This window comes from Streptomyces sp. CC53, from assembly GCF_001865245.1.
Taxonomy (GTDB): Bacteria; Actinomycetota; Actinomycetes; order Streptomycetales; family Streptomycetaceae; genus Streptomyces.
This window is the reverse complement of sequence record NZ_MKXB01000151.1, coordinates 1-24,548: the sequence shown is the minus strand read 5'-3', so window position 1 is coordinate 24,548 and position 24,548 is coordinate 1. Positions and strand designations below refer to the sequence as shown.

Here is a 24,548-nt window from a genome sequence, read left to right as displayed (position 1 = left end):
GATCACCCCGGGGCGCCCCCGCCGAACCCCGGCCTCGCCGCACCTGGCTTCCGCCGTACCCGGCTCCCGCCGGCCCCCGCCCACGGTGGCGGACGGCGCCGGGGTGTCGGCGGGGCCGGATAGGCTGAGGGGATGACGCGAGCCGAGCAGCCAGCCGAGCAGCAGACGGGCCCCGGCGCCCCCTCGGACGCCGACACCGGCGCCGACGCCGCGCTGACCGCGGACTCCCGCGAACGCGCGGTGCGGGCGCTCCTGCGCAACCAGCCGTTGCGCAGACTGTGGAGCGCCCAGGCCGTCAGCGGCACCGCCGACGCCCTCGCCCTGCTCGTCCTGGTGATGCTCGCCGTACGGGCCGCCGTCACACAGGAAGCCTTCGGCCCCGGCCTGCGGGGCGCCGCCTTCGCAGTGACCGCCGCCTTCGGTGCCCGCGCCCTGTCCACGCTGCTCTTCGGGGCCGTGCTCCTCGGCCCGATGACCTCGCTCATCGCCGCCGGCGGGCCGCTCGACCGCCGCTGGACCATGGTCACCGCCGACGGCCTGCGGGCCGCCCTGCTGGTCGTCGCCCCCCTGTGGATCGTCTGGACCCCCGGTCTGGCCCTCCCCTTCGTGCTCCTCACCGTCTTCCTGACCGGCACCGCCGAGCGGTTCTGGACCATCGCCAGGGAGACCGCCGCCCCCGCGCTGCTGCCCGCCCCGCCCCCAGAAGGCGCCGCCGTGCGGCCCCTTCCCGACCACCTGGGGGCGCTGCGCAGGCTGTCGCTGCGCACGGCCTTCGCGTGCATCCCGGCCGCCGCGGCCGTCCTGCTCGCCGCCTCCCTCGCCGGGAAGCTCCTGGGCCTCGTCGTGGACTGGTTCCAGATCCACCAGGCCGCGCTCCCCTCGTACGTCGCGGCCGGTCTCTTCGCCGCGTCCGCCTCCGTGGTGTCCGCCCTGCGGCTGCCCGGCACGCCCACCCCGCGGCCCCGCTCCCCGCTGGAGGGCCTGCGCCGTCCGAGCACCGGCACGGGGGCCGAGCGGGGCCGTACGGGGGCCGTGCCGCTGCTCGTGTCGGCGTGCGCCGCAGTGGCCGCAGCCATCGCCTCCGCCGCGTCCGTCGCCGTGCTGCACGCCGGTGAGCTGGACGGTGGCCCCGCCGCGTACGCCCTGCTCGTGCTCGCCCTCGTCGGCGGTACCGGGCTCGGCATCCGCGGTGCCGAATCCGTGCTGCCCGCCCTCTCCCGACGCAGGCTGCTGGCCCTCGCCCTCACCGCGACGGGTGTGGGGCTGCTCGTCATGGGCCTGGTCCCCGACACCACGACGGTGGTCCTGCTGGCCCTGACGGCCGGTTTCGCCGCCGGGGTCGCCGCGCACACCGGTCACGCCCTGCTCGACCAGGAGACGGAGGAGTTCCGCAGGCCCCGCGTGACGGAGCACCTCCAGGCGGTCGTGAGGCTCGCCATCGGACTGGGCGCGCTCACCGCGCCGCTGATCGCCGCCGCCATCGGCGCGCACCGCCTGGCCGCGGGAAGCCTGGTCTTCGCGCACGGCGGTGCGGCGTTCACGCTCATGCTGGTCGGCGCGCTGCTGCTGCCCGTCGCCGCGCTGGTGCTGGCCAGGACCGACGACCGCTCCGGTGTGCCGCTCCGCCGCGACCTGCGCGACGCGCTGCGCGGCTCCGACCCCGTGCAGGCCCCCGCACCGACGGGCTTCTTCATCGCGCTGGAGGGTGGCGACGGCGCGGGGAAGTCCACACAGGCCGCCGCACTCGCGGACTGGATCAGGGCCAAGGGCCACGAGGTCGTCGTCACCCGGGAGCCGGGCGCGACCCCCGTCGGCAAACGGCTGCGCTCGATCCTGCTCGACGTGTCGTCCGCCGGGCTCTCGCACCGGGCCGAGGCCCTGCTGTACGCGGCCGACCGCGCCGAGCACGTCGACTCCCTGGTCCGCCCCGCGCTGGAGCGCGGCGCCGTCGTCATCTCGGACCGGTACATCGACTCGTCCGTCGCGTACCAGGGAGCGGGCCGGGACCTCTCCTCGACGGAGATCGCCCGTATCTCGCGGTGGGCGACCGGGGGACTCGTCCCGCACCTCACCGTCCTGCTCGACGTGTCGCCGGAGACCGCGCGGGAGCGGTTCACCGAGGCCCCGGACCGGCTGGAGTCCGAGCCGGCCGAGTTCCACCAGCGCGTACGGGCCGGCTTCCTGGCCCTGGCGGCCGCCGACCCCGCCCGTTACCTCGTCGTCGACGCGGGTCAGGAGCCTGAGGCCGTCACCACCGTCGTACGGCACCGGCTCGACTAGATGCTGCCGCTGTCCGAGGCCGAGGTGAAGGCACAGGAGGAGGCCCGCAAGGCCGCCGAGGAGGAGGCCCGCCGCAGGGCCGAGGAGGAGGCCGCCCGCAAGGCCGAGGAGGAGCGGCTGGAACGCGAGCGCCAGGAGCAGCTCGCCCGGCTGCGCGCCGAGGAAGAGGGGCGCAAGCGCCGCGAGGAGGAGGAAGCCCGGCGCCGCGAGGCCGAACGGCAGGCCGAGGAGGCCCGCCAGCGCGCGGCCGAGGCCCGTCGCCTCGCCGAGGAGGAAAGGCGGCGGCGCGAAGCCGAGGAGAAGGCGCGCGAGGAGGAGCAGGAGCGGCTGCGCCGGGCGGCGGAGGAGGAGGCCCGGCTGCGGGCCGAGGCCGAGGAGCGCCGCCGGGAGAAGCAGCGGAAGGCCGAGGAGGCGCTGCTGCGCGCGGAGGAGGCGCGCCGCCAGGCGGCCGCTGAAGCCGAGGCGGCGGCAACGGCGGCAGCGGAGGCGTCGGCGCCCCCCGTGTCGCCGCACGACATCACGGTGCCGACCCCGGTCGTGGACCCGGACGACCTGACCGTGCCGACGCCAGTCGTCGATCCGGACGAACTCACGGTGCCCACCCCGGTCGTCGACCCCCATGACGTCACCCAGACCGTGCCGACGCCCCGGATCAGCTTCCGCAAGGACGACGAGGACCCCGAGAGCCGCGCGGGAGGCCCGGCGGGTGCCGGTGCCGGGGCCGACAGCGCCCGTGGCCGCGTCGACATGCGCAAGGACGACGCCGAAGCCGGCGGCGCGACCCGCGGCCCGGAGCCTGCCGCACGGCCCGACGACGAGACCCAGCGCATCAACCCCCGCAAGGAGGACTGGCCGGCGGGCGACGCCGCGGAGACGGCCGTCCTCCCGCCGGTGCGCGGTGAGGGCCCGGCCGACCGGGTGCCGCGCGGCTTCTTCCGGGACGAGGCGCGCCCGCCGGCCGGCGGCGGCGCCCCCGGCGACGACGACCGCACGCGTGAACTGCCCCGCGTCGGCCAGGAGGGCCGCCCCGGGCGGCCCCGGCCCGACTGGGCGGAGGAGACCCCGCTGGACGACCTGCCGACCCTCGCCGACGAACTGCTCGGCCCGCACGACGGGGACGACGACCCGGGGGATCCCCGCCGGGGCGGTGGTCGCCGCTGAGGCCGGGACTGTCAGACCCCTGCCCCACAATGGGAAGCCACGCACGACCCGCAGCCGAGACACGCCCAGGAAGGCGGTGACCCGTGCCCGTATGGGACGACCTGGTCGGCCAGGACCGCATCCGGACCCAGCTCGCCGCCGCCGCCCGGGACGCGGACGCCCTGGTCACCGCCGAGGCGAACGGGGAGGCGCAGCCCGACGCCTCCAAGACGACCATGACCCACGCCTGGCTGTTCACGGGCCCGCCCGGAGCGGGCCGGGACACCGCTGCGCGGGCCTTCGCCGCCGCCCTCCAGTGCGTCAGCCCCGACCGGGTGCTCGGCGGAGAACCCGGCTGCGGGTTCTGCGAGGGCTGCCACACCACGCTCGTCGGCACCCACGCCGACGTGGAGGTCGTCCGCACCGACCTGCTCTCCATCGGCGTCAAGGACACCCGTGACCTGGTCCGGCGGGCCCAGCTCTCCCCGGCCGGGCGGCGCTGGCAGGTCATCGTGCTGGAGGACTCCGACCGCCTCACCGAGGGCGCTGCGAACGTGCTCCTCAAAGCCGTGGAGGAGCCGGCGCCCCGCACGGTGTGGCTGCTGTGCGCCCCCTCCTTGGAAGACGTGCTGCCCACGATCCGCTCCCGCTGCCGCCACCTCACGCTGCGCACCCCGCCGGTGTCCGCCGTCGCGGAGCTGCTGGTGCGGCGCGACGGCATCGCACCGGAAGCCGCGGCGGCCGCGGCCCGGGCCACCCAGGGCCACATCGAGCGGGCGCGTCGGCTCGCCACGGACGAAGGCGCACGCGCCCGCCGCGCCGCCGTGCTGAAGGTGCCGCTGCGCGTCCAGGACGTCGGCGGCTGCCTCAAGGCGGCGCAGGAGCTCATCGACGCCGCCGCCGAGGACGCCAGGCAACTCGCCGAGGAGGTCGACACCAAGGAGACCGACGAGCTGAAGGCCGCGCTCGGCGCGGCGCAGGGCGGCAGGATGCCGCGCGGCACGGCGGGCGTGATGAAGGAACTGGAGGACCGGCAGAAGCGCCGCAGGACCCGCACCCAGCGCGACACCCTCGACCTGGCCCTGCGCGACCTGACCGGTTTCTACCGGGACGTCCTCGCCCTTCAGCTCGGCTCCGCCACGGCGATAGCCAACGACGACGTGCGGGACGCCCTCGACCGGATCGCCCGCGAGTCGACGCCCGAGGGCACGCTGCGCCGCATCGACGCGGTCCTCGCCTGCCGCGAGGCCCTCGACCGGAACGTGGCCCCCCTGCTCGCGGTGGAGGCCATGACCGTGGCGCTGCGCGCCGGCTGAGCGGCGCCGGGCCGCCGACCGCACCTCCGTCCGCGAGGCGTCCGGCGGAGCGGCGGGAGGTCGCGGCACCGGCCGTGTTCGCTGCCGCGGGGCCGGGGAGGAGCCCGTGAACGCCGCGGGGACGACAACCCGGGCGCGGGCCGCCGCCGGGCGGCCGCGCGAGCCGCCACCCGACGAAGCGCCTTCGGCGGTCGCGGCCCCTCGGCACGTTGCCGAGAGCAGGCCGCACTGCGGAGAGCGGCGACCCGCAGGACGGGACGCCGCGGGGCCGGGACGGTCAGCGGTCGGGACGACCCGGGGGCTGGGCCCTCAGCGGGTAGGGGCCCCGGGCGCCACGGCTGCCGAAGCCGTCGCGGTGCCTGCAAGCGCCCGTCCGCGCTCGACATCGACCGTGGGGGTCCGCCGGCGCTCGTCCACTCAGAAAGCCCTCGCCCCCCAGCGCGTTGGCCCCTGCCGCGACCCGTCACCGGTGCCGCCGGGCACCAGGCCGCGCCGCACCGATCCGGCCGCGACGGAACCGAGGGGCGCCTCACCCGAACGGACGCCGAAATCCAACGGTGCGTCATGACGCCGTTACGCTCCGGGCATGCCTACACGTCGCCTGCTGCGCACCTCCACCCTCACGGCCGCCGCGTTCGGACTGCTCCTCGCGGGCTGCACCGGGAGCTCGCCCGCCCCGACCGCGTCGGCGTCCACGCCGGGACCCGCCCCGGCCGCCGCGCCGGCCGCCGCCCTCAGGCCGTACTACGAGCAGCGGCTCGCCTGGCGCGACTGCGGAGCGCCCGGCTTCCAGTGCGCCACCCTGAAGGCCCCGCTCGACTACGCGAAGCCGCAGGGCGAGCAGGTGAGGCTGGCGGTCGCGCGGGCCGCGGCCACCGGCCCCGGCAAGCGGCTCGGCTCGCTCCTCGTGAACCCGGGCGGCCCCGGCGGCTCCGCGGTGGGCTACCTCCAGGGGTACGCAGGCATCGCCTACCCGGCCCCGGTGCGCGCCCGGTACGACATGGTCGCCGTCGACCCCCGCGGTGTCGCCCGCAGCGAGCCCGTCGAATGCCTGGACGGCCCGGCCATGGACGCCCACACGCAGGTCGACCAGACCCCGGACGACACCCGTGAACAGGACCGGCTCGCCGCGGCGTTCAAGACGTTCGCCGCGGGCTGCGCCCAGCGGTCCGGGCGGGTCCTGCGCCATGTGTCCACGGTCGAGGCGGCCCGCGACATGGACATCCTGCGGGCGGGGCTCGGCGACGAGAAGCTCACCTACGTCGGCGCGTCGTACGGCACGTTCCTCGGGGCGACGTACGCCGAGCTCTTCCCGTCCCGGGTGGGCCGGCTGGTCCTGGACGGGGCGATGGACCCGTCGCTGACCGCCGAGGAGCTCAACCGCGACCAGACCGCCGGTTTCGAGACCGCCTTCCGCTCGTTCGCCGCCGACTGCGTGGAGCGCCCCGACTGCCCGCTCGGCACCACGTCCCCCGAGGACGCCGGAGCGCGCCTGCGCCGGTTCTTCGCCGCCCTGGACCGCGAACCCGTCCCGACCGGGGACGCCCGCCCCCTGGGAGAGGCGCTCGCCACCACCGGGGTGATCACCGCCATGTACGACGAGGCGGCGTGGCCGCAGCTCCGCGAGGCCCTGACGCGGGCCACGGGCGGGGAGGGCTCCGCGCTGCTCGCCCTGGCCGACGCCTACTACGAGCGGAGCCCCGACGGCACGTACTCGAACCTGATGGCCGCGAACGCCGCCGTGAACTGCCTGGACCAGCCGCCGGCCTTCCGCAGCGCGGCCGCGGTGGGCGCCGCCGTGCCCGCCTTCGAGAAGGCGTCCCCGGTCTTCGGCAAGGGCCTCGCCTGGGCGTCCCTGAACTGCGCGTACTGGCCCGCCGAGGCCACCGGCACCCCGCACCGCATCACCGCCGAGGGCGCACCCCCGATCCTCGTCGTCGGCACGACCCGTGACCCGGCGACCCCGTACAAGTGGGCCCGCTCGCTCGCCGCCCAGCTGTCGTCCGGCACCCTCCTGACGTACGAGGGCGACGGCCACACCGCCTACGGCCGGGGCAGCGACTGCATCGACACCGCCGTGAACCGCTACCTCCTGGAGGGCAGCCCGCCCCCCGCGGGGAAGCGCTGCCGCTAGCCGCCGGAGCCCCGCCGAAAGGGTGTGCACGAGCACCCCCGCCACCTGTGTAGACTTGGGGTCGCCGCCGCACCCGCCACGGGTGGAAGCGGCGCGCCGCCTTAGCTCAGTTGGCCAGAGCAACGCACTCGTAATGCGTAGGTCTCGGGTTCGAATCCCGAAGGCGGCTCAGAGAAACCCCAGGTCAAATAGCCCGTGACCTGGGGTTTTCTGTTGCTCGGGGCATGACGCGTCACACGGCCGAGGTGCCGTGGATTTGCTTGCGTGAGCGATGCGTGAGCGGAGGGACCGTCAGCCCTTCTTGGCGGCCTTCTTGGCCTTGGCCTTCTTTTTCCGCTTCGCCTTCGCCTTCGCGGCCTTCTTCGCTTCCTCGGCGGCCTGACGGACCTGAGCTTCTTGCTCGGCCTTGCGCTGGAGGGGGACCAGCTTCGCGGTGGCCTCGGCAGCGCTCTTGCCGACGTGGGGGAGCACGCTTTGGTAGATGTCGCGCGTGATCCGGGTGTCGCTGTGCCCGGGCGTGTCCGACACGATCTTGATGTCGATGTCGGCCGCTAACATGAGCGTGGCGGCGCCGTGGCGCAGGTCACGCAGCGGGATCGGCGGGAGGCCGGAGGCGGTGACAAGGCGCTCGAAGAGGTCGGTGACCTTGCCCGGATGGAGCCAGGATCCGTCCTCCTGGGGGAAGACGAGCCCGGTGTTCACCCAGGCCGAGCCCCACTCCGCGCGGTCGGCCTCCTGCTGCTCGCGGTGCCGCTTCAGGACATGGACGGTGTCGTCGTCCAAGGCCACGACGCGGAAGCCGCTGTCCGTCTTCGGCTCGGACGCCTCGACCTCCCAGCCGTCCTGGACAAGCTGGCCGGTGACCGTGAGGGAGTGCCGGTCGAGGTTGGTCTCCGACCAGGGCTGCCCGCACGCCTCGCCTCGCCGCAGGCCGCGGAAGGCGATCAGGTGCCACATCGCGTACAGCCGGTCCTCGGAGACGAAGTCGAGGAAGGCGCCGGTCTGTTCCGGCGTCCAGACCATCACGGGGGACGGCTTCTCGCCGGTCTGTTCCCACTTGGCGACCCGCTCGTCCGTCCACACGAGCGCCTTCGGCTTGCGTACCGGGTCGATCTCGACGTGGGCCGCCGGGTTGAACATGATGATCTGCTGCCCGACGGCGTCGTTCAGGGCCGCGCGGAGGGTGGCCTTGATGTGCTGGCGCGTGGCCGGTCCGGTGACCCGGCGGAAGGGCGGCATGCGTTGCGGAACCGGGTGGGATCGGCCCATGCCTTGAGGAGCAGCGGACGTCCGTCGAAGGTTCCGGCCGTGACGACCACCGAGGCGTGTCCGGCGTCGTGGTAAGCCCCCAGCGTGAGCTTCCAGCGCTCCGCCGCGCGCTCCATCAAGGTGGGCACGGCGTCGAGCCAGCCGGAGACTCCCGGGCCGTAGTGCGTGACCAGCCGCCGCTGGCATTCCTCGGAGACCTCGCCGAGCGTCCGCTTCTCCATCAGCTCAGCACGATCCCGTCGGAGACCAACTCGTCCGTGAGGGCGGGGAAGCCCTCCAAGGATTCGGCGACGAGCGCCTGAACCTTGTCAGTCTCGACCTCCGGGGAGGACAGCCGGACCAGGATCCGCCACGGCTGGTCGAGGCGCTGGCCGGTGGTGCTGACGAGGTGCACCTCCGCGTGCCCGTCGGTGGCCTCGTGCAGCCGCTGGGCCATGCGCTGGGCGGCGATGTTGTAGAGCTTGCCGACGTGGTAGACGGGGTTCTTGCCGTTGGCGCCCTCCAGGTTCATCGGCCGCAGGAGCGTGATGAGGCCGTTGACGCGGTTGCCGCGGCCGACGACGCCCTCGTCGCCGGACTCGATCGAGCTGCCGGTGTAGGTGAGGTACAGCTCGTCCTTCTCCGGTACGTCGCGCGCGTTGAGCCGGAAGCGCGTCTCGGCTCCGGGAAGACGGAGGCCGGCCAGCCTGTGGCACTCGGCGAGGACGCTCTCGGTGTTCCGCACGTACTCCGCGCGGCTGGCGACGAGCCGCGACTTCTGCGGGACGCAGAGGACGACATCTGCCTGCTCGCCGTCCCAGTAGCCCATGAGCTTCACGTCCGATCCGCACCACGCGTGCGAGAGGGTGAAGTCGCTCTCCCCGGAGAAGTGGTCCACCAGCTCGCGGACGAACGACTCGAAGGGGTTCTCCGGCGCCCAGCCGGTTCCGAGGGAGGTGTCGTTCGACAGCCGGACCCTGCGCTCACGCAGGTCGTCGATGGAGCGGGGGTTGAACCAGCGGGTGCGGTCCGGCACCGCGTCACCGGTGAGGACCGCTCCGGGGCTGGAGTTGCTGGTGATGTTGAAGGCGATGTTGAGATGCTGCGACACCTCCGGGAGCCGCTCGGCGAAGAACGCCCTGACCTCGGCCTCGACGATCCCCTCGACGGGGATCTTCTCGCCCCCGCACATGGGCGCGGCCCGCCCGTTGACCAGGACGCGCACAGGGGCTGTCATGCGGCCGGCGCCGTAGCGGACCTCGCTGGCACCGCCGAGGAGAGCGAGCTTGTCGAAGTTGTGGTGCAGCACCGCGCCGAAGCGCTCGACGGTGTAGCGGCTGTACGCGCGGGACAGCCGCTCGGCGAGGTGGTCGGCCAGGGTGTCCGGGTGACCGAGCCCCTTCCGCTCAACGATCGTGGTCGCGTCGGGCTTGGCGGTGTCCGTCTCAATGGACAGGTAGCCACCCTCGGTCGTGATGGTTTCGCGCATGACAAACTCCGATCTCTCGGCCTGAGGAAGACGGGTGGGACGGATGAACGTCCTTGGCCAAAGCCGGTTGCCACGGGCTGAGTTGCTCCCATCGCCCTGCGGCGTTCTCGGTCTGCTGCGACAGTAGCCAGGGCACCCCAGGGCTCCCCGGAAAATCCTTCCGGGGTCCACTTCGGCCACGAGGTGATGATCAGGACATGCGCGGGATGACACAGAACCTGACCATCGGGGAGCGCGTCGCCTGGTACCGGCGTCGGCGCGGCCTCTCCCAAGAGGTCCTGGCCGGCCTTGTCGGCCGGACGACGGACTGGCTGAGCAAGGCGGAGAACAACAGGATCGAGCTTGATCGCCTTTCGGTGATCACCTCACTCGCCGACGCACTCGATATCTCCCTCGGAGACCTGCTTGCCGAGCCGACCGTCATGGAGTGGTCGGCCGACAGCGGGCGCCGGACCGTCCCTGCGCTGCGCGAAACACTCATGGACTACAAACAGCTCACCCCTTTACTGAGCCTCGCAGCCGAGGATGAGCCACCTGCCCTGCAGGACCTTCGAGGCAACGTGCGCGATGTGCTCGATGCCTACCAGGCATCCCGGTACGGCTTTGCCACCCGCCGTCTCCCCCTTGTCCTGGCCGATGCCCTCGCCGCATCCCGCGCCTACTCGGGGCACGAGGCGGAGGAAGCCCACGCGCTGCTCGCTCTCGCCTACCACGGGGCGGCCATGGTGCTGGGCAAGCTGGGAGAGCCCGAGCTGGCATGGATCGCCGCGGACCGGGGCCTGGCAGCAGCGCAGTCCAGCGGCCGCAGCGAGGTTACGGGTTCGCTCTTCCGAGCAGTCACGCACTGCCTCCTGGCCACTGGGCGCTTCACAGCCGCGGTCCAGCTGGTGAACGACGCGGCAGCCGTCATGCAACCGGAGTTGGGCGCCGCCAATCACGAGTACCTCTCGGTGTACGGCACGCTGTTCCTCGCCGGCGCGATGGCTGCCGCGCGGGCGGATGACCGGGCGACCACGCAGACCTTCCTCCGCGAAGCCGACGAGGCCGCGCAACGAATCGGCGCCGACGCCAATCACATGTGGACGGCCTTCGGTCCGACCAACGTAGCCATCCACTGCGTGGCCACCGCCGGCGAACTCGGCGACATCCAGATCGCCGCAGATCTGGGCTCACGCATCGACACGAGCGCCCTGCCGGTGGAGCGGCGCGTACGACACAGCCTCGAAGTCGCCAGGGCGCTGAGCTCCTGGAACCGCACCGACGAAGCCCTGGCCGTCCTGCTGGAAGCCGAACAGGCGGCCCCCGAGCAGGTGCGCCACCACTACCTGAGCCGGGAACTGGTCATCGGCTGGATACGTGGCACCAGAGGCCGGCCTGCCCATCCCGTGGCAGACCTGGCCCGCAGACTGGGCGTCGTCGCGGGCAGCTAGAGTCCGAACCGTGAGCGAGAACGAGCACGAAGCGAAGATGGCCCGCCCCCGCATGGCTGCCGGCGCTCTCTTCTTCGACGAATCCGATCGGGTCCTCCTCGTCGAGCCGTCCTACAAGGACTACCGCGACATCCCTGGGGGCTACGTCGAAGAAGGGGAGTCGCCTCGGCAAGCCTGTGTACGCGAGGTCCAGGAGGAACTCGGCATCGCACCACACATCGGTCGACTCCTCGCCGTCGACTGGGCGCCGAACCAGGGAGAGGGCGACAAGGTCCTCTACCTCTTCGATGGCGGTCGCCTGAGCGTTGAGCACCGGGAGCAGATCGCACTGCAAGCGGACGAGCTCCGCGGCTACGACTTCCACAACCCAGACCAAGTGTCCGGGCTCACCATCCCCCGCCTCGCACGCCGAATCGCAGCAGCCATCCAGGCCCGAACAAGCGGCCTGACCGCCTACCTCGAACACGGCCAGTCGCCGGAACCAAGGCCCTGACTGGTCCCCGTCTCGGCCACGGGGAATGCGAAGCACGGCCCGCGGCGTGGAACCCCGTCGGCATGCGGATTGAGGTCGCCCTATCTGTCCAATTCCCTTCTGCTTACTGATCACGTCCTCCTAGACTGTGTGCCTTCGACACAGCCGAGGCGGCAATGCTGTCAGGCGCCACGAGGATGGAGTAGCTGGTGGGGGACATGGATGATCGGCTGCGGAAACTGGCGAAGTCCTCTCCGAACTTCGGCATCCTCTACCCACTGAAGCCCCTGCTGTCGCTATACGGCGCACAGGCCGAGGCGACGGTCTTTACGAACCCGAACTCCTCGCTCGTCCAAGCGGGCCAGTTCGGCGAAGTCCTCGCAGAGGAGCTCATTACTCGGATCGGCATGCGGGTAGAAGGCGATCGGCAGATCGACCGGTTGACCGCCCTGACCCGAGCCGGCGTCCTGATTCCTGAGACACGGCGGGATTTTGACCAGCTGCGGGTGGACCGCAACAAGGCCGCCCATGCCCACCTGTTCGATACGGCACGGGCGCTGGACGCTGTCCGCGTTTGCCACAAACTCGGCCTGTGGTTCCACGACGCGATCTCCGGGCGCCGCACGGTCGTGGAGTTCGTGCCGCCTACGGATCCGCAGGCGGTTGAGCGCCTCTCGGATCCGGATGAGGTCGCGGAACTGAATGAGGCCCTGGACGGCCACCGCCAGGCCCTGACTGACGCGCGCACGCGCCTCACGGAGTCCACGAGCGAGCTGGAGGCCGAGCGAAAGGCTCGGGCCGAGGCGGAGCGCCTCATCGCCAGTGCCAGTGCGAACAACGCGGAGCTCCTCGCGCGAATCGAGCAGCTGGCAGCACAGGTCGCCGAGATGCGCGTTGCTCAGACGTCCGCGTACGAAGAGGCCCGCCAGGCCCCGCGGAAGGTCGATCCGGCGGCTCGCGACGCGATTATCCATCGTGCGCAGCGAAAGGCTCCGCTCAACGAGATTGAAGCGCGCAAGGAGATCGACAAGCTGCTGCGCGCTGCCGGCTGGGTGGTGCAGGACCGCAGCGAGGTCAACCCCATGTCTGGTCGGGGCGTGGCCGTGCGAGAGTTCACGCTTGCCACGGGACGGGCCGACTACGTCCTGTACGTGGACGGACAGATCGCCGGCGTCATCGAAGCCAAGAGTGAGGGCACGCACCCGGCCAGTGCGGTCGCGCAGAACGACCGCTACGCAGGCGGAGTGCTCAAGGAGCACCGGCTCGCCGTGTGGCGCGAGGAGGAGCCGTTCGCGTTCCGATACGCCACCACAGGCACGGAGACGTACTTCATCAACCGGCTGGATCCCGAAGCGCGCTCTCGTGAGGTATTCGCCTTCCACAAGCCGGAGACCATCGCCGACTGGATGCGCCGCGCCGAGGAGTACCCGGCGGCCCCGACCTTCCGCGCCGCACTGCGCAGTGTTCCGGAGCTGCACCGTAACGCCCTGCGGCCGGCGCAGTTCGAGGCGATCAAGGAGCTGGAGAAGTCGCTCGCCCTGGACAAGCCGAGGGCCCTGATTCAGATGGCTACCGGCGCGGGCAAGACCTACACCGCCGTCTCCCAGACATACCGGCTGCTCAAGCACGCCCGAGCCCGGCGCGTGCTGTTCCTGGTGGACCGAAACAACCTCGGTAAGCAGGCGCTGGACGAGTTCCGGAAGTTCACGACCCCGGACGACGGCCGCAAGTTCTCCGATATCTACAACGTCGAGCGCCTGGGCGCAGCGGGACTCCAGGACAGCAGCTCGGTAGTGATCTGCACGATCCAGAAGATGTACCGCCTGCTGACTGGTGAGCAGCTCGTCGACGATGACCCGGCAGATGAGGTGAACGACGACAAGGCGTACGGCGACAAGGCGTACGAAGCGTCATACGCCGCAGACAAGCCCATCGAGGTGGGCTACAACCCGGCCGTGCCGATCGAGTCCTTCGACCTGATCATCGTGGACGAGTGTCATCGCTCGATCTATGGGCTCTGGCGTGCGGTCCTGGAGTACTTCGACAGCCACCTCGTCGGGTTGACCGCTACTCCGACCCTCCAGACCCTCGGCTTCTTCGGGCAGAACCTGGTCTCCGAGTACACCTACCCTCAGGCAGTAGCCGACGGCGTCAACGTCGATTTCGACATCATCCGCATCCATACAGATTTGCGAGAGAACGGCGGCGCGACCATAGAAGAGGGCACAACGGTCAAGATCCGTGACCGGAAGACCCGATATCAGCGCTATGAGCAGTTGGCGGACGACTTCACCTACACCACACGTCAGATCGGACGCTCTGTGGTGACCGTCGATGAGATCCGAGCTGTTCTCACCGCCTATCGGGACAACTGGCAGCGGTGGTTTCCCGGCCGCAAGGAAGTCCCCAAGACGCTGATCTTCGCGGTCGGCGAGGACCATGCTGAGGATGTACTTGCTCAGGCCAAGGAGGTCTTCGGGCGGGGCGACGAGTTCGCCAAGAAGATCACGTATAAGAGCCGCAAGGCCGGCGAGGACCCGGATGAGCTGATTCGTGCCCTGCGGACGTCCCCACGCATGCGGATCGCCGTGACCGTCGACATGATCGCGACCGGCACGGACGTCAAGGCGTTGGAGTGTGTGATCTTCCTGCGGGAGGTGCGCAGTGCGGTCCTCTTTGAGCAGATGAAGGGACGAGGCGCCCGCACTATCGACGCCACCGAGCTGCGCGAGGTGACCCCTGGCGGTGATGAGCGAGTGCGCAAGGAGCGCTTCGTCCTCGTGGACGCAGTCGGCGTCACCGATTCCCCACTCGTGGACGCACGGCCGCTCGTTCCGGCCGGGGAGCGCCAGGTCTCCCTGGCCAAGCTCCTCGACAAGGCCGGCACCAAGTCGATCAGTGCCTCGGAGGCGGAGATCCTCGCCGGTCGTCTCGCCCGTCTGAACCAGCAGCTCAACGACGGCGAGCGTGATCAGCTCACTAAGGCTGCTAGCGGGCTCACCCTCTCGGACATTGCGGGAAAGATCGTCCAGGCCGCCGATCCTGACAGGCAGGACCGGGCCGTAGCGGAGGGCGGCGAGAAGGCAGCCCACGCACTGATCGTTTCTGCCATCGCCCCGCTCACCGCCAGCCCCGACCTGCGCCGGCTGATCATTGAGATCCGCCGGGATAAGGACTACGTGATGGATGAGACCACTGCGGTCGCCGTCACCAACGTTCACGCGATTCCCCGCGAGGAGCGGGCACGCGAGCAGGTCAATCGCTGGAGTCGGTTGCTCGAGGATGAACGCGACAAGATCGCCGCGATCTCCATCGCTCTCTCCAGCCCCCGCTCGGTCGCTCCGACAGAGGCGTATGCGGCGCTCAAAGAGCTGGCGGACAAGATCCGACGTCCGGACTTCGCCTGGACCCCGCAGGTCCTGTGGACGTACTACGAGGACCTGGGCCATGCCATCGAGCAGCCGGGTAAGGAAGCCGGCGTGCCTGACCTCATCTCGCTCATCCGGTACGAGCTCGGCGTGGATTCGGAGCTGAAGCCGTACCGTGAGACGGTAGAGGAACGCTTCGAAGGCTGGCTGCTCCGGCAGCGGCAGGCCGGCGTGGAGTTCACGGAGGATCAAATGTGGTGGCTGGAAGCCATCCGCGACGTCGTCGCCAGCGACGTGGGCATCGCCCCACCAGACTTCCGAGCCGAGCCGTTCATTAGCCGCGGCGGCGGCAGGGGGCTGGCGTTGGCTTTCCCAGGGCGTAACCCGCACGACTTCCTGAATGAGCTGAATCGAGAACTAGCTTGAGCAACACAGCGCTCCCCCCGGGATGGGCTTGGGCAGCTTTGGCAGATCTAGGCACTTGGTACGGCGGAGGCACGCCGTCCAAGGCTCGCCCTGAATTCTGGCACGGCGGAACGATTCCCTGGCTCTCGCCTAAGGACATGGGGACCGCGGTGGTCTCAGCAACGAAGGATCGCATCACGGAAGCGGCTCTATCTGGCTCCTCTGTGCGCTTGGTTCCTGCTGGTTCGGTGGCCATTGTCATGCGATCGGGGATCCTGGAGCGTACGGTCCCAATCGCTTCTGTCCCATTCGCGACAACGCTTAATCAAGACATGAAGGCGCTGTTCCCTCACGAGGGAATCTCACCGCAGTGGGTTGCCTGGGCCCTGCGCTCCATGGAGCGCAGGATCATGGAGAAGTGCAGAAAAGACGGAACAACGGTCGCCTCTCTCTCGACAGACGCGCTCATGGACTTGAAGGTTCCGATTGCGCCAATCGCCGAGCAGTGCCGAATCCTCGAAACCCTTGATGATCATCTGTCCCGCCTGGATTCGGCAAACGCCTTGTTGGCTCACGCGAAGTCACTTTCACCGATTCAATCGCGATCCCTATATACCGCAGCTTCGGAGGGGCGGGTGTCCGGAACTCCTCGGGACCTTGTCCCGGATTTTCGTGGAATCCGTCAGGGGCTCTGGGATTCGGCGAATTCGAACAAGAAGTACAAGGCTCCCGCCGCTGCCGACCTTTCCGCTGCCCCGCACTTGCCTGAAGGGTGGGCGGTTTACAGCCTCGAAGAGTTGACGGATCCGATCCGGATCATTCGGTACGGAATCTTGATGCCCAAGGTTAAGTCGGCGGGGGTGGTTCCGTATGTCGAGGTAAAGGATCTAGGGGGGTGCACTCTCAGAGGTAAAGAACTCCACCGTACAAGCAAAGAATTGGACGAGAAATTCGCAGGCGCGAGGGTCGTCTCCGGTGACGTCCTTTTGGCTGTGCGAGGGTCATATGACCGCTCTGCGGTCGCGCCGGACACGCTTGCAGGAGCGAATGTAAGTCGCGATGTTGCGCGGATCGCACCTCTTCCTGGGATCGATTCCGAATACTTGCACATCTATATCCAGAGTCACTTCGCGCAGCAGTATCTGAAGAATCATGCCCGTGGGGTTGCGGTAAAGGGTGTAAATATCGCTGCAATTCGTGCGATGCCTGTAGCGGTTCCTCCGCTCTCGACACAGCGGGAAATTGTTGAAGTGGTTCAGCAGCGGAAGGTGGTTGTGGACGTGGCTATTGCTGCAGTTGCGCGTTCATCCCACAGGAGTGTAGCGCTGCGCCAAGCCATCCTTACCCGGGCATTTTCTGGTCGCCTTGTGGAGCAGGATCCGGGTGATGAGCCTGCATCCGTTGTGCTCCAACGAATTAGTGTTGAGCGAAAGCGCGTAGTATCCAGAGGTGCGGTCAAGGCTTCAGCGCGCAGTCGACGGCAAACTCATACAGAGCCCGTAGCGCCCAAGCCTTCATTGAATTCTTCAAAGTCCGCCCTTGGCGAAATGGTTCAGCAGGAGTTCGAGCTCTGATGAGCGATATGGAATCTACCCAAATCGCGTCCGGTCTCACCGGCGCACAAACTAGCGCGCTCGTTGCTAAGCTCTGGAGCTATTGCAATGTGCTGCGCGATAATGGTCTGTCGACGATTGAGTACGTGGAGCAGCTTTCTTATTTGCTGTTCCTCAAGATGGCCGACGAGCTGGCCGCTGATCCGTTCGCGGAGGAGGCTGCAGCGCCGATCGTTCCGTCCGATTTGGACTGGCAGTCGCTTGCCTCCAAGCGTGGTGAGGAGTTGGAGGTCCATTACCGCAAGGTACTCACCGAACTCGGTAGGCACCCCGGCACGACGCTCGGCACCGTCTTTGCCAAGGCTCAGAACCGGATTACGGAGCCCGCGCTCCTCGAAAAGCTGGTCGTTGAGCTGATCGGCAAGACTGACTGGGTTCTGGAGGGCACCGACCTCAAGGGCGACGCGTACGAGGGCTTGCTTGCCAAGGGAGCTGAGGACACCAAGACCGGCGCCGGCCAGTACTTCACGCCGCGTCCTCTGATCGATGCCATGGTGCACGTGATGCAGCCGGGTCCCAAGGATCGGATCACTGACCCGGCCTGCGGCACTGCTGGCTTCCTCGTCGCCGCACACAGTTACATCCGTGAGCACCATCTCAAGGGCCTCTCCCGCGAGCAGCGCCTCGCGCTGGGGCAGGGCACGATCTGGGGCAACGAACTTGTCCCCGGCACGGCCCGCCTGGCCGCAATGAACATGCTTCTCCATGGCATTGGTGAAGCCGGCGGTGAGTCCCTCATCACAACGAGCGATGCACTCGCCAGCGCTCCCTCTCGGCGTGCCTCGCTCGTTCTGGCGAACCCGCCTTTCGGAAAGAAGTCGGCCATCACCGTCGTCGGGACGGACGGTAAGACTGACCGGGAAGACATCACCTACGACCGGACCGACTTCCGGGCGACGACCACCAATAAGCAGCTGAACTTCCTGCAGCACATCATGTCGCTGCTGGAGATGGACGGACGTGCGGCAGTCGTCCTGCCCGACAACGTCCTGTTCGAGGGCGGGGCTGGCGAGAAGATCCGGCGGCGCCTCCTCCAGGAGTTCAACCTCCACACGATCCTGCGCCTGCCCACGGGCATCTTCTACGCCGGCGGAGTGAAGGCGAACGTCCTGTTCTTCGAGAAGAAGCCCCCGCGGGCTGACGACGTACCCAACACGTCCGAGGTCTGGGTGTACGACTTCCGGACCGGGATGCACTTCACGCTCAAGCAGCGTCCCCTCCGGCTGGCCGACCTGGCCGACTTCATCGAGGCGTACAAGGCGGACGACCGCTCTGCGCGCAAGGAGACCGAGGACGGCCGTTTCAAGCGGTTTACGTACGAGGAGCTCATCGCCCGCGACAAGGTCAACCTGGACGTCACCTGGCTGAAGGACCCGGCGCTCGACGACGCCGACAGCCTGCTCCCTCCTGAGGTCATCGCCCAGGAGATCGTGGAGGACCTCCAGGCCGCCCTCGCCGAGTTTGAGGCGATCGCCGAGGCGCTTGGTGGCGAGGTCAAGCCGGACATCGCAGCCGAGGAAGTTATCGCAGAAGCGTAGTTCTCCGCGACGCCTATACACCGACATGACCGTCCAGCTGCCAGAGACTCCGGTCGGTGCGCCTGCCACGCGTGGCAGGCGCACCGCAAGCCAACAGGCATCAACGGCCGTAGACCTTCCAGATAAGGGGGAGGCGTGAACCCATTCGAACTCCGCCGGACCGAGCGGGAGCTCCGCGAGGCGCTGCAAGGGACCGCATTGGCCTGGGTGCTCGACGATGTCGATGCTGCGATTGCAGCAGGCGTGCCGGAGGAGAAGATTCTGCGCCGCCGTCCCCAGCGCCGCGGTGATGAGACTCGTGGGGAAACGCCGGCGGCGGCAGCGCTCCGCTACGAGGCTGTCGATCGGAACCTGCTTGGTGCCAGCGAGTATGAGGCGTCGCGTAAGCGAGGGACGCTGGTTATTGCTACGCGGGCCATGACGGACCAGGAACGTGTCCAGCTTCTACTTGATGCGGTGAGGCGGGTACTTGTTGAGTTGCCTGAGATCGAACGCGCGATACTAAAGACGCTCTGGGCACAGCCTGACGGTGACGACGGTCGTCGCAGCGTGGCTGAGGGAGTCGTCTTCGAACCAGCCGAAGGCGCTCGGTCAAGTCGCAGTCGGACGGAGATCATGGCGGACCGGGTGCCTGTGGAACGCCGCGAGCGTGTCAGCCACCTGGTAGCTGAAGTGTCGAGGGAGGTGCAGGGATGACTGCGGTCAATCAGCTGATCGGGGAGATCAAGGGATTTCTGGCCGCAGGGGGGCTTTCGTACAATGCAGCCTCGAAGCCGTCCGATGTCTATGAAGGCTTCATCTTCTCACTGATTGTGGCTACTGCGAGTCGGCATGGTGCCACAGTCAGGTATGAAGACGTCTACGGGGCTCAGGTCAGCAACCTCGTCTTCCGGACAGGGCCGGGCCATCTCTACGGGGACAGCCAGCCCTTTACTCACGCTGTGATCGAGTTCGACGGTGCTCCCGCTCTCGAAGTCCACCTTGGCGTCTTCGTGACGGGCTCATCAGGGGTCCTCCACGAATGTGACGTTTTGGTGCTGCCTGCCGAGGAAGCGGCGTTGAGCCGTGAGCAGGACGTCGCGCCACGGGGAAGTCAGAGCATCCTCATCGTCGAGTGCAAGTACTACGTGTCCAACCTCGGCATCGGGCTGGCACGGAACTTCGAGGGTCTGCGAGCTGACATCCGTACCCAGAGCGAGCTCTTCGTCTCCAACATCGGGTCGCCAAGCATCGTGAGGTACCTCGATGCTCGGAAGCGAGGCTTCGAGCGTGATGTAGTGCCCAACTCACCGCAGGCGGGGTACCTGCAGGGAGAGATCAGAAAGACCTTCAAGAGCTACCTGAACAAGCACTCGCCCTCAACGGTGATCTGAAGCAGTCGATCGATCCTGCGTCTGTTGCGATCTGCGTGAGCGCTGCGTGAGCGGACTGGGTGGCACTAGGGGGGACCCAGCATCATGGTGATCACAGTCGAACGTCTCTGACCTGGGGAAACGGGATTCTGCGGCACCGTCCGACACCATCCGGGATGATCTTGCGGGCCCTCGTAATGCGTAGGTCTCGGGTTCGAATCCCGAAGGCGGCTCAGCCGAAGGCCAGGTCAGATTCTCTCTGACCTGGCCTTCTTCCGTTTCCGGGGCGTGCCCTCGCCGAGGCGCCCCGGAGTCCGCCCGGTCCGGTTGCTGTGAGGCGGCAGGCGTGGGGCGGAGCCGCTGGGCCGTCGCGGTCCGGACGCCCGCTTCCGGCCCGTGTGGAGTCGCGGCCGCGGTCGGCTCGGCGGCCCGGGCGAACGCGAGCACGTGGTGAGGGGCCGGGCGGCCTGCCCGGCGGGTCGTCTCGGTGGGCTTCTCGGCCTCGTGGGCCCCGGCGGGGACGGTGGCCGACGGCCTGTGCCAGTTCGTCCTTGTGGGCGTGCGAGGGCAGTGAGGGGGCGCTCTCCCACCAGGCGATGCCCGCCTTTGCCACCGGTCGGGAGCGGGCCGCGTCGGTGTGCGTGCCGCCTGGTCGGTTGCCGTCCGTGTCGAGGGCGCGGCCGCGCCGGGCGTCTCGCCGTGCTGTCTGCGCGGTGGGCGTGCGGGGATCGCCTTTCCCCGGCCGCCCGGCACGTGCCGTTCCCTCCGCGGGCGACGGCGCTCGCCTCGCCTGGGAAGAGGCCGCCGCCGGGTGCCCGGGGCTCGGCGTGACGCGGGAGTCGCGCAGTGCCGGCGTCGTGCCACGTCGGGCGCTGACCTGACGGGCAATCAGTACCGGAAGGATGTTCCTGTCATGTAATGGTCAGTTCTCGGCAAGGAAAGCGTGCCGGGCAAGATCACTAGTGGTCAGCGATCGCCTCAAAAGCGCACAATCGGCATGTTTCTGTGCAGTAGCTTTCCGTCGCGCCCTGCATGCAACACGACCAACCAGGGCGGATACATCAAACGGGATATATAGTGCGCAAGTTGACCACCGGCGTTCTCGCCGCCGGTCTCTTCCTCGTGGGCGCGACCTCAGCGGTGGCTGCCTCGTGGAGGACCATTCCGACCATGACCACCAGCGGCGCGTCCTTCACCGGCGGCCAGTACACCTTCCACCCCGCGGGTGTGAACCACGGTGCCTTCCAGTGGAAGGGCAAGCTCAACGACACCAACCACCGTGACGGCCACAACGTCTACATGCAGGTCAAGGTCGAGGGCTACGCCTGGAGCCGGTACAACGGCAAGCAGAAGTCGTCCGTGTCGCTGAACCGGCTCAACTGGGACGGCGCCCAGCGCTACACGGACGACGCCTACATCCGCGTCTGCCGCGACAAGGGTTCCTTCAACCCGGACAACTGCTCGCCGACCAAGCACTACCGGCCGTAACGAGCCGTAGCGAACATCCGACGCCGGGCCCCGTGGTGCACACCGGGGCCCGGCTCGTCGCCTCCTGGGGGAACCATCAACACGTCAGAGATCCTCACCGCCGAAGGGGTCCACCTCTCCTACGGCAGCCAGACCGCCGTCCGCGACGCCCACCTCTCGGTCGCCAGAGGCGAGGTCGTCGCCATCACCGGGCAGAGCGGATCCGGCAAGTCCTCGCTGCTGTACTGCCTCGCCGGTGTCCTGCCCACGACCCTCGGCCGGGTCCGCTTCGACGGCAGGGTCCTCGGCGGCCTCGGCGACGAGGAGATCAGCGCCCTGCGCCGCGAGCAGTTCGGCTTCGTCTTCCAGTACGGGGAGCTGCTTCCCGAACTCACCATCGAGGAGAACACCGCGCTCCCCCTGCGCCTGGCCGGCCGGCGCAAGAAGCCGGCCCTCGCGGCAGCCGCGGAAGTGCTGGAGAGGCTCGGGCTCGGGGACCTCCGGGGACGGCGCCCCTCCCAGGTGTCCGGCGGTCAGAGCCAGCGCGTGGCCGTCGCCCGCGCCCTCGTCCACCGGCCCGCCGTCGTGTTCGCCGACGAGCCCACCGGGTCGCTCGACAGCACCAACGCGGGGACCGTGCTGGCCGAGTTCCTGGAGCTCGCCCGCTCGCAGGACACCGCGGTCATCCTCGTCACCCACGACCACGCCGTCGCCGCCCAGGCGGACAGCCGCTACGTGATGGCCGACGGTGTCCTCACCTCCCGGGGAGCGGCCGCGTGAGGGACTTCCTGCTCGGCCTGCGCCTGTTGCTCGGCGCCGGCCGCAGCAACCGCATCCGCTTCCTGCTCATGGCCGCAGGCAGTTCCGTCGGCGTGTGCTGCCTCGCCCTCGTCCTGACCATCCCGTCGATCCTCGACGCCCACGACGGCCGTGCCGCCGCCCGCGAACCGAGGACCACCTCCGCCCGGTCGGCGCAGGCCACCCTGATCGTCCAGCGTTCCGACCCGTACGGCTCCCGTCCCTTCACCCGTGTCTTCGTCGCCCCGGGGCAGGGCGACCCCCGGGGCCGGGACGCCGCGCCCCCCGGCATCGACCGACTGCCGGGCCCGGGCGAGCTGTTCGTCTCACCCCGCGTACACGACCTGCTGCGCGACGAACCCGACGTGAAGGCGCTGCTCCCGGGGAACGAGGCAGGAGTCATCCGGCCCGCCGGCCTCGCGCACCCCGACGAACTCCTCGCCTACGTCGGCACGACGCCCGACGCCTCGCCGGCGAAGGGCGCGCCCTGAAGGGCTTCGGCTACGACTACGCGCCCTTCCCCGCGGTCGAACCGGGCACCCTGACCATCCTGCGCTTCGCGCTCGGCACCCTCGTCCTCCTTCCCCTCGCCCTCTTCCTCTCCGTCTGCGCCCGCCTGTCCGCCGCGACCCGCACCCGCCGCCTGGCCTCCCTGCGCCTCCTCGGCCTCAGCGCCCGCAGCACCCAGCGCGTCAACGCCGCCGAGAACGTCGCCGCCGCCCTGCTCGGGGCCCTCCTCGGCCTCGGCGAGTACGAGGTCCTGAACCAGGTGATGACCCGTACCGGTCTGCCGAGCCTGCGCTGGTACCCGGAGGACGGTGACCTCTCCGCGGCCACGGTCGCCGTCTGCCTGCTCGGCTGCCCGGCCCTCGCCTGGTTCGCCGGACGGGCCGGCGCCCGCGCCGCTGCCACCACCCCGCTCGCCGTGCGCCGCGTCGCAGCTCCGGCACGGCCCGCTGCCCGGGGTGGCCTGCTCCTGCTCTGCGGGCTCGGCATCGTCGTGGGCTACTGCGGCCTCGCACTGGCCGGCCGCCCGGCCTCCAGTACGGGACCCAACGCCTTCCTCGTGCCCGCCGGCGTGCTCCTCACGGGGCTGGGACTGGTGCTGAGCCTCCCCCTCGTCTCGTACGTGCTGGCCCGCCGTGTCGCCGACCGCACCGGTTCCCTCACCCTGAACCTGGCCATGCGCCGCAACGAGGTCGAACCGGGGAGCACCATGCGGGTCGTCAGCGGCCTCGTCGTCCTCGTCTTCGCCGCGTCGCTCGCCCAAGGCGTCCTGATCCAGCTGGAACAGGTCACCCGGCCGTCGAGCCCGGTGCAGGACTACTCCCTCGCCCTGCGCGGCCTGACCCCCCAGCAGCAGCACGACCTCAGCCGGGTGCCCGGCGTCCGTGCCCACGCGCTGCTGATGGACTCCTGGGTCGACCTCGACACCCTGCCGGACGACGCGGTCCCCGACCAGGCCACGGCACTCGTCGCCACCTGCGGCCAACTCGCGGCGCTGGTACGGCACTCCGAAGGCTGCGTCGACGGCCGGCCCATGCGGCTCACCGACCCCAACTCCAGTGTCGGATCCGATCTGGCGCCCGGCACCCGCTTCACCTTCCGTATGGACGGCGACGGCGACGGCGGCAAGGGCACGGGGAGGACGGTCGACGTCGTCCTGCCCGCGGAACAGGTCGTGTACAGCGCCCACACGCCGTCCGCGGTCGGCAACGCGGCGCTGATCGTCCCACCGTCGGCGCTGCCGGCCGGCGCCGGCCCGGAGGCGGGCCTGCTCGTCCTCGCCGGAAGCTCCGAACCCGCGCAGGTGAGGCAGGTGCTCGACGGCATCGCGGCCGTCACCCCCATCGCGGAGATCGAACTGGTCGGTGTCAACATCCAGGGCCTCCAGCAGATCGCTGTCATAGAGACCCTGCTCGCCCTCGGGATGATCATGGGTTTGGTCATCGGCGTCGGTGCGTTCCTGGTGTCGGTGACGGACCGGGCCGTGGAACGGCGTGCCCACGTCACCGCTGTCACGCTGATGGGCGCCAGGCCTCGGACGCTGCGGGCCGTGCAGGTGGTGCAGGTCGTCCTGCCCCTGGCCGTCGGCCTCGCACTGGCCCTCGTCTGCGGCAAGCTCGCCGAGTCCAGCTACCTCATCACCGGCGGGAGCGAGATCCAGTGGGACACCGCCGGCCTCCCCGTCCTCGCCGCCGCGTCGGTCGGCGTCGTGGCCGTGGCCGTCCTGGGCACCCTGCCGCTGGTGGGCCGCCGCATCGACCCCGAGCTGATCAGACGCGACTGACCGCGCCCCTCGGTACGGGACCGGCAACCCCTATGGGTACGCGACTGACCGCGCCCTTCGGTGCGGGACCGGCAACGCCCGTCGGCCGCGTGCGAACCGCCTGCCGGCACGCGCCGCGCCGCCCGCTGGGGCCCACTGCGCGCCGCCGCCCGGCCCGCCGTCGGCCCGGCCATGCCCCGACCGGCGGCCGGCGGCGCCCCCGGTCGGC

The 24,548-nt window shown here is 69.7% G+C and carries 15 protein-coding genes, 1 tRNA gene and 2 pseudogenes; 15 read left to right on the top strand and 3 right to left on the bottom strand.

What is annotated here, in order from left to right; translation table 11 throughout:
• Nucleotides 1-132: 132 nt before the first annotated feature.
• The 4 genes and pseudogenes from tmk (at nucleotide 133) to BJP40_RS16465 (ending at nucleotide 7,039) form a co-directional block, all read left to right on the top strand.
• Nucleotides 133-3,441: pseudogene (gene tmk / locus BJP40_RS16480) on the top strand (dTMP kinase).
• An 83-nt stretch (nucleotides 3,442-3,524) separates the two neighbouring features.
• A complete protein-coding gene (locus BJP40_RS16475; protein ID WP_071281007.1) occupies nucleotides 3,525-4,736 on the top strand; it encodes a DNA polymerase III subunit delta' in 1,212 nt (403 codons plus the stop codon).
• A 586-nt stretch (nucleotides 4,737-5,322) separates the two neighbouring features.
• A complete protein-coding gene (locus BJP40_RS16470) occupies nucleotides 5,323-6,870 on the top strand; it encodes an alpha/beta hydrolase (protein ID WP_071281006.1) in 1,548 nt (515 codons plus the stop codon).
• A 95-nt stretch (nucleotides 6,871-6,965) separates the two neighbouring features.
• A tRNA-Thr gene (locus BJP40_RS16465) sits at nucleotides 6,966-7,039 on the top strand.
• 122 nt (nucleotides 7,040-7,161) lie between these two features.
• On the opposite strand, the pseudogene BJP40_RS16460 reads toward BJP40_RS16465, so the two are convergent.
• The 3 genes and pseudogenes from BJP40_RS16460 to BJP40_RS16450 all read right to left on the bottom strand — a co-directional run.
• Nucleotides 7,162-8,109, bottom strand: a pseudogene (locus BJP40_RS16460) (tyrosine-type recombinase/integrase); the annotation flags it as partial.
• Nucleotides 8,037-8,360: a hypothetical protein gene (locus BJP40_RS16455; protein WP_071281005.1), complete on the bottom strand. Its 324-nt coding sequence runs from the start codon at nucleotides 8,358-8,360 to the stop codon at nucleotides 8,037-8,039. The pseudogene BJP40_RS16460 and the gene BJP40_RS16455, both read right to left, overlap by 73 nt.
• Nucleotides 8,360-9,607 carry a methionine adenosyltransferase gene (locus BJP40_RS16450; RefSeq protein WP_071281004.1) on the bottom strand — a complete coding sequence of 416 codons (1,248 nt, stop codon included), beginning with the start codon at nucleotides 9,605-9,607 and terminating at the stop codon, nucleotides 8,360-8,362. The genes BJP40_RS16455 and BJP40_RS16450 overlap by 1 nt, the downstream gene beginning before the upstream one ends.
• A 206-nt stretch (nucleotides 9,608-9,813) precedes the next feature.
• Here BJP40_RS16450 and BJP40_RS16445 point away from each other — a divergent pair, with 206 nt between their 5' ends.
• The 11 genes from BJP40_RS16445 to BJP40_RS16410 all read left to right on the top strand — a co-directional run bounded on the left by BJP40_RS16445 (nucleotide 9,814) and on the right by BJP40_RS16410 (nucleotide 24,340).
• On the top strand, nucleotides 9,814-11,037 hold the full coding sequence (locus tag BJP40_RS16445; RefSeq protein WP_071281122.1) for a helix-turn-helix domain-containing protein: 1,224 nt from the start codon (nucleotides 9,814-9,816) through the stop codon (nucleotides 11,035-11,037).
• Nucleotides 11,038-11,047: 10 nt separating this feature from the next.
• Nucleotides 11,048-11,530 (top strand): NUDIX hydrolase, encoded by a 483-nt coding sequence (locus BJP40_RS16440; RefSeq protein ID WP_218153212.1) that lies wholly within the window; start codon nucleotides 11,048-11,050, stop codon nucleotides 11,528-11,530.
• A 197-nt stretch (nucleotides 11,531-11,727) separates the two neighbouring features.
• The gene (locus tag BJP40_RS16435) at nucleotides 11,728-15,303 is read left to right on the top strand and encodes a DEAD/DEAH box helicase family protein (protein WP_071281121.1); all 3,576 of its coding nucleotides are present in this window, start codon (nucleotides 11,728-11,730) and stop codon (nucleotides 15,301-15,303) included.
• Entirely contained in the window at nucleotides 15,300-16,856 is a 1,557-nt protein-coding gene (locus BJP40_RS31880; protein ID WP_079171230.1) for a restriction endonuclease subunit S, read from the top strand. The genes BJP40_RS16435 and BJP40_RS31880 overlap by 4 nt, the downstream gene beginning before the upstream one ends.
• The gene (locus tag BJP40_RS16430; RefSeq protein ID WP_256220754.1) at nucleotides 16,856-18,433 is read left to right on the top strand and encodes a class I SAM-dependent DNA methyltransferase; all 1,578 of its coding nucleotides are present in this window, start codon (nucleotides 16,856-16,858) and stop codon (nucleotides 18,431-18,433) included. The genes BJP40_RS31880 and BJP40_RS16430 overlap by 1 nt, the downstream gene beginning before the upstream one ends.
• Nucleotides 18,434-18,568: 135 nt before the next feature.
• Nucleotides 18,569-19,129, top strand: a complete 561-nt coding sequence (locus tag BJP40_RS33650) for a hypothetical protein (RefSeq protein WP_143065957.1) — start codon at nucleotides 18,569-18,571, stop codon at nucleotides 19,127-19,129.
• A complete protein-coding gene (locus BJP40_RS16425; protein WP_071281002.1) occupies nucleotides 19,126-19,806 on the top strand; it encodes a hypothetical protein in 681 nt (226 codons plus the stop codon). Before BJP40_RS33650 ends, BJP40_RS16425 begins: the two co-directional genes overlap by 4 nt.
• Nucleotides 19,807-20,955: 1,149 nt before the next feature.
• Nucleotides 20,956-21,273, top strand: a complete 318-nt coding sequence (locus BJP40_RS35620) for a hypothetical protein (protein WP_308310491.1) — start codon at nucleotides 20,956-20,958, stop codon at nucleotides 21,271-21,273.
• Between the two features lie 90 nt (nucleotides 21,274-21,363).
• Nucleotides 21,364-22,032 carry an ABC transporter ATP-binding protein gene (locus BJP40_RS16415; RefSeq protein ID WP_079171229.1) on the top strand — a complete coding sequence of 223 codons (669 nt, stop codon included), beginning with the start codon at nucleotides 21,364-21,366 and terminating at the stop codon, nucleotides 22,030-22,032.
• The gene (locus BJP40_RS35615) at nucleotides 22,029-22,541 is read left to right on the top strand and encodes a hypothetical protein (RefSeq protein WP_226962528.1); all 513 of its coding nucleotides are present in this window, start codon (nucleotides 22,029-22,031) and stop codon (nucleotides 22,539-22,541) included. The genes BJP40_RS16415 and BJP40_RS35615 overlap by 4 nt, the downstream gene beginning before the upstream one ends.
• Before the next feature lie 281 nt (nucleotides 22,542-22,822).
• Nucleotides 22,823-24,340 (top strand): ABC transporter permease, encoded by a 1,518-nt coding sequence (locus BJP40_RS16410; RefSeq protein WP_226962527.1) that lies wholly within the window; start codon nucleotides 22,823-22,825, stop codon nucleotides 24,338-24,340.
• Nucleotides 24,341-24,548: the final 208 nt, after the last annotated feature.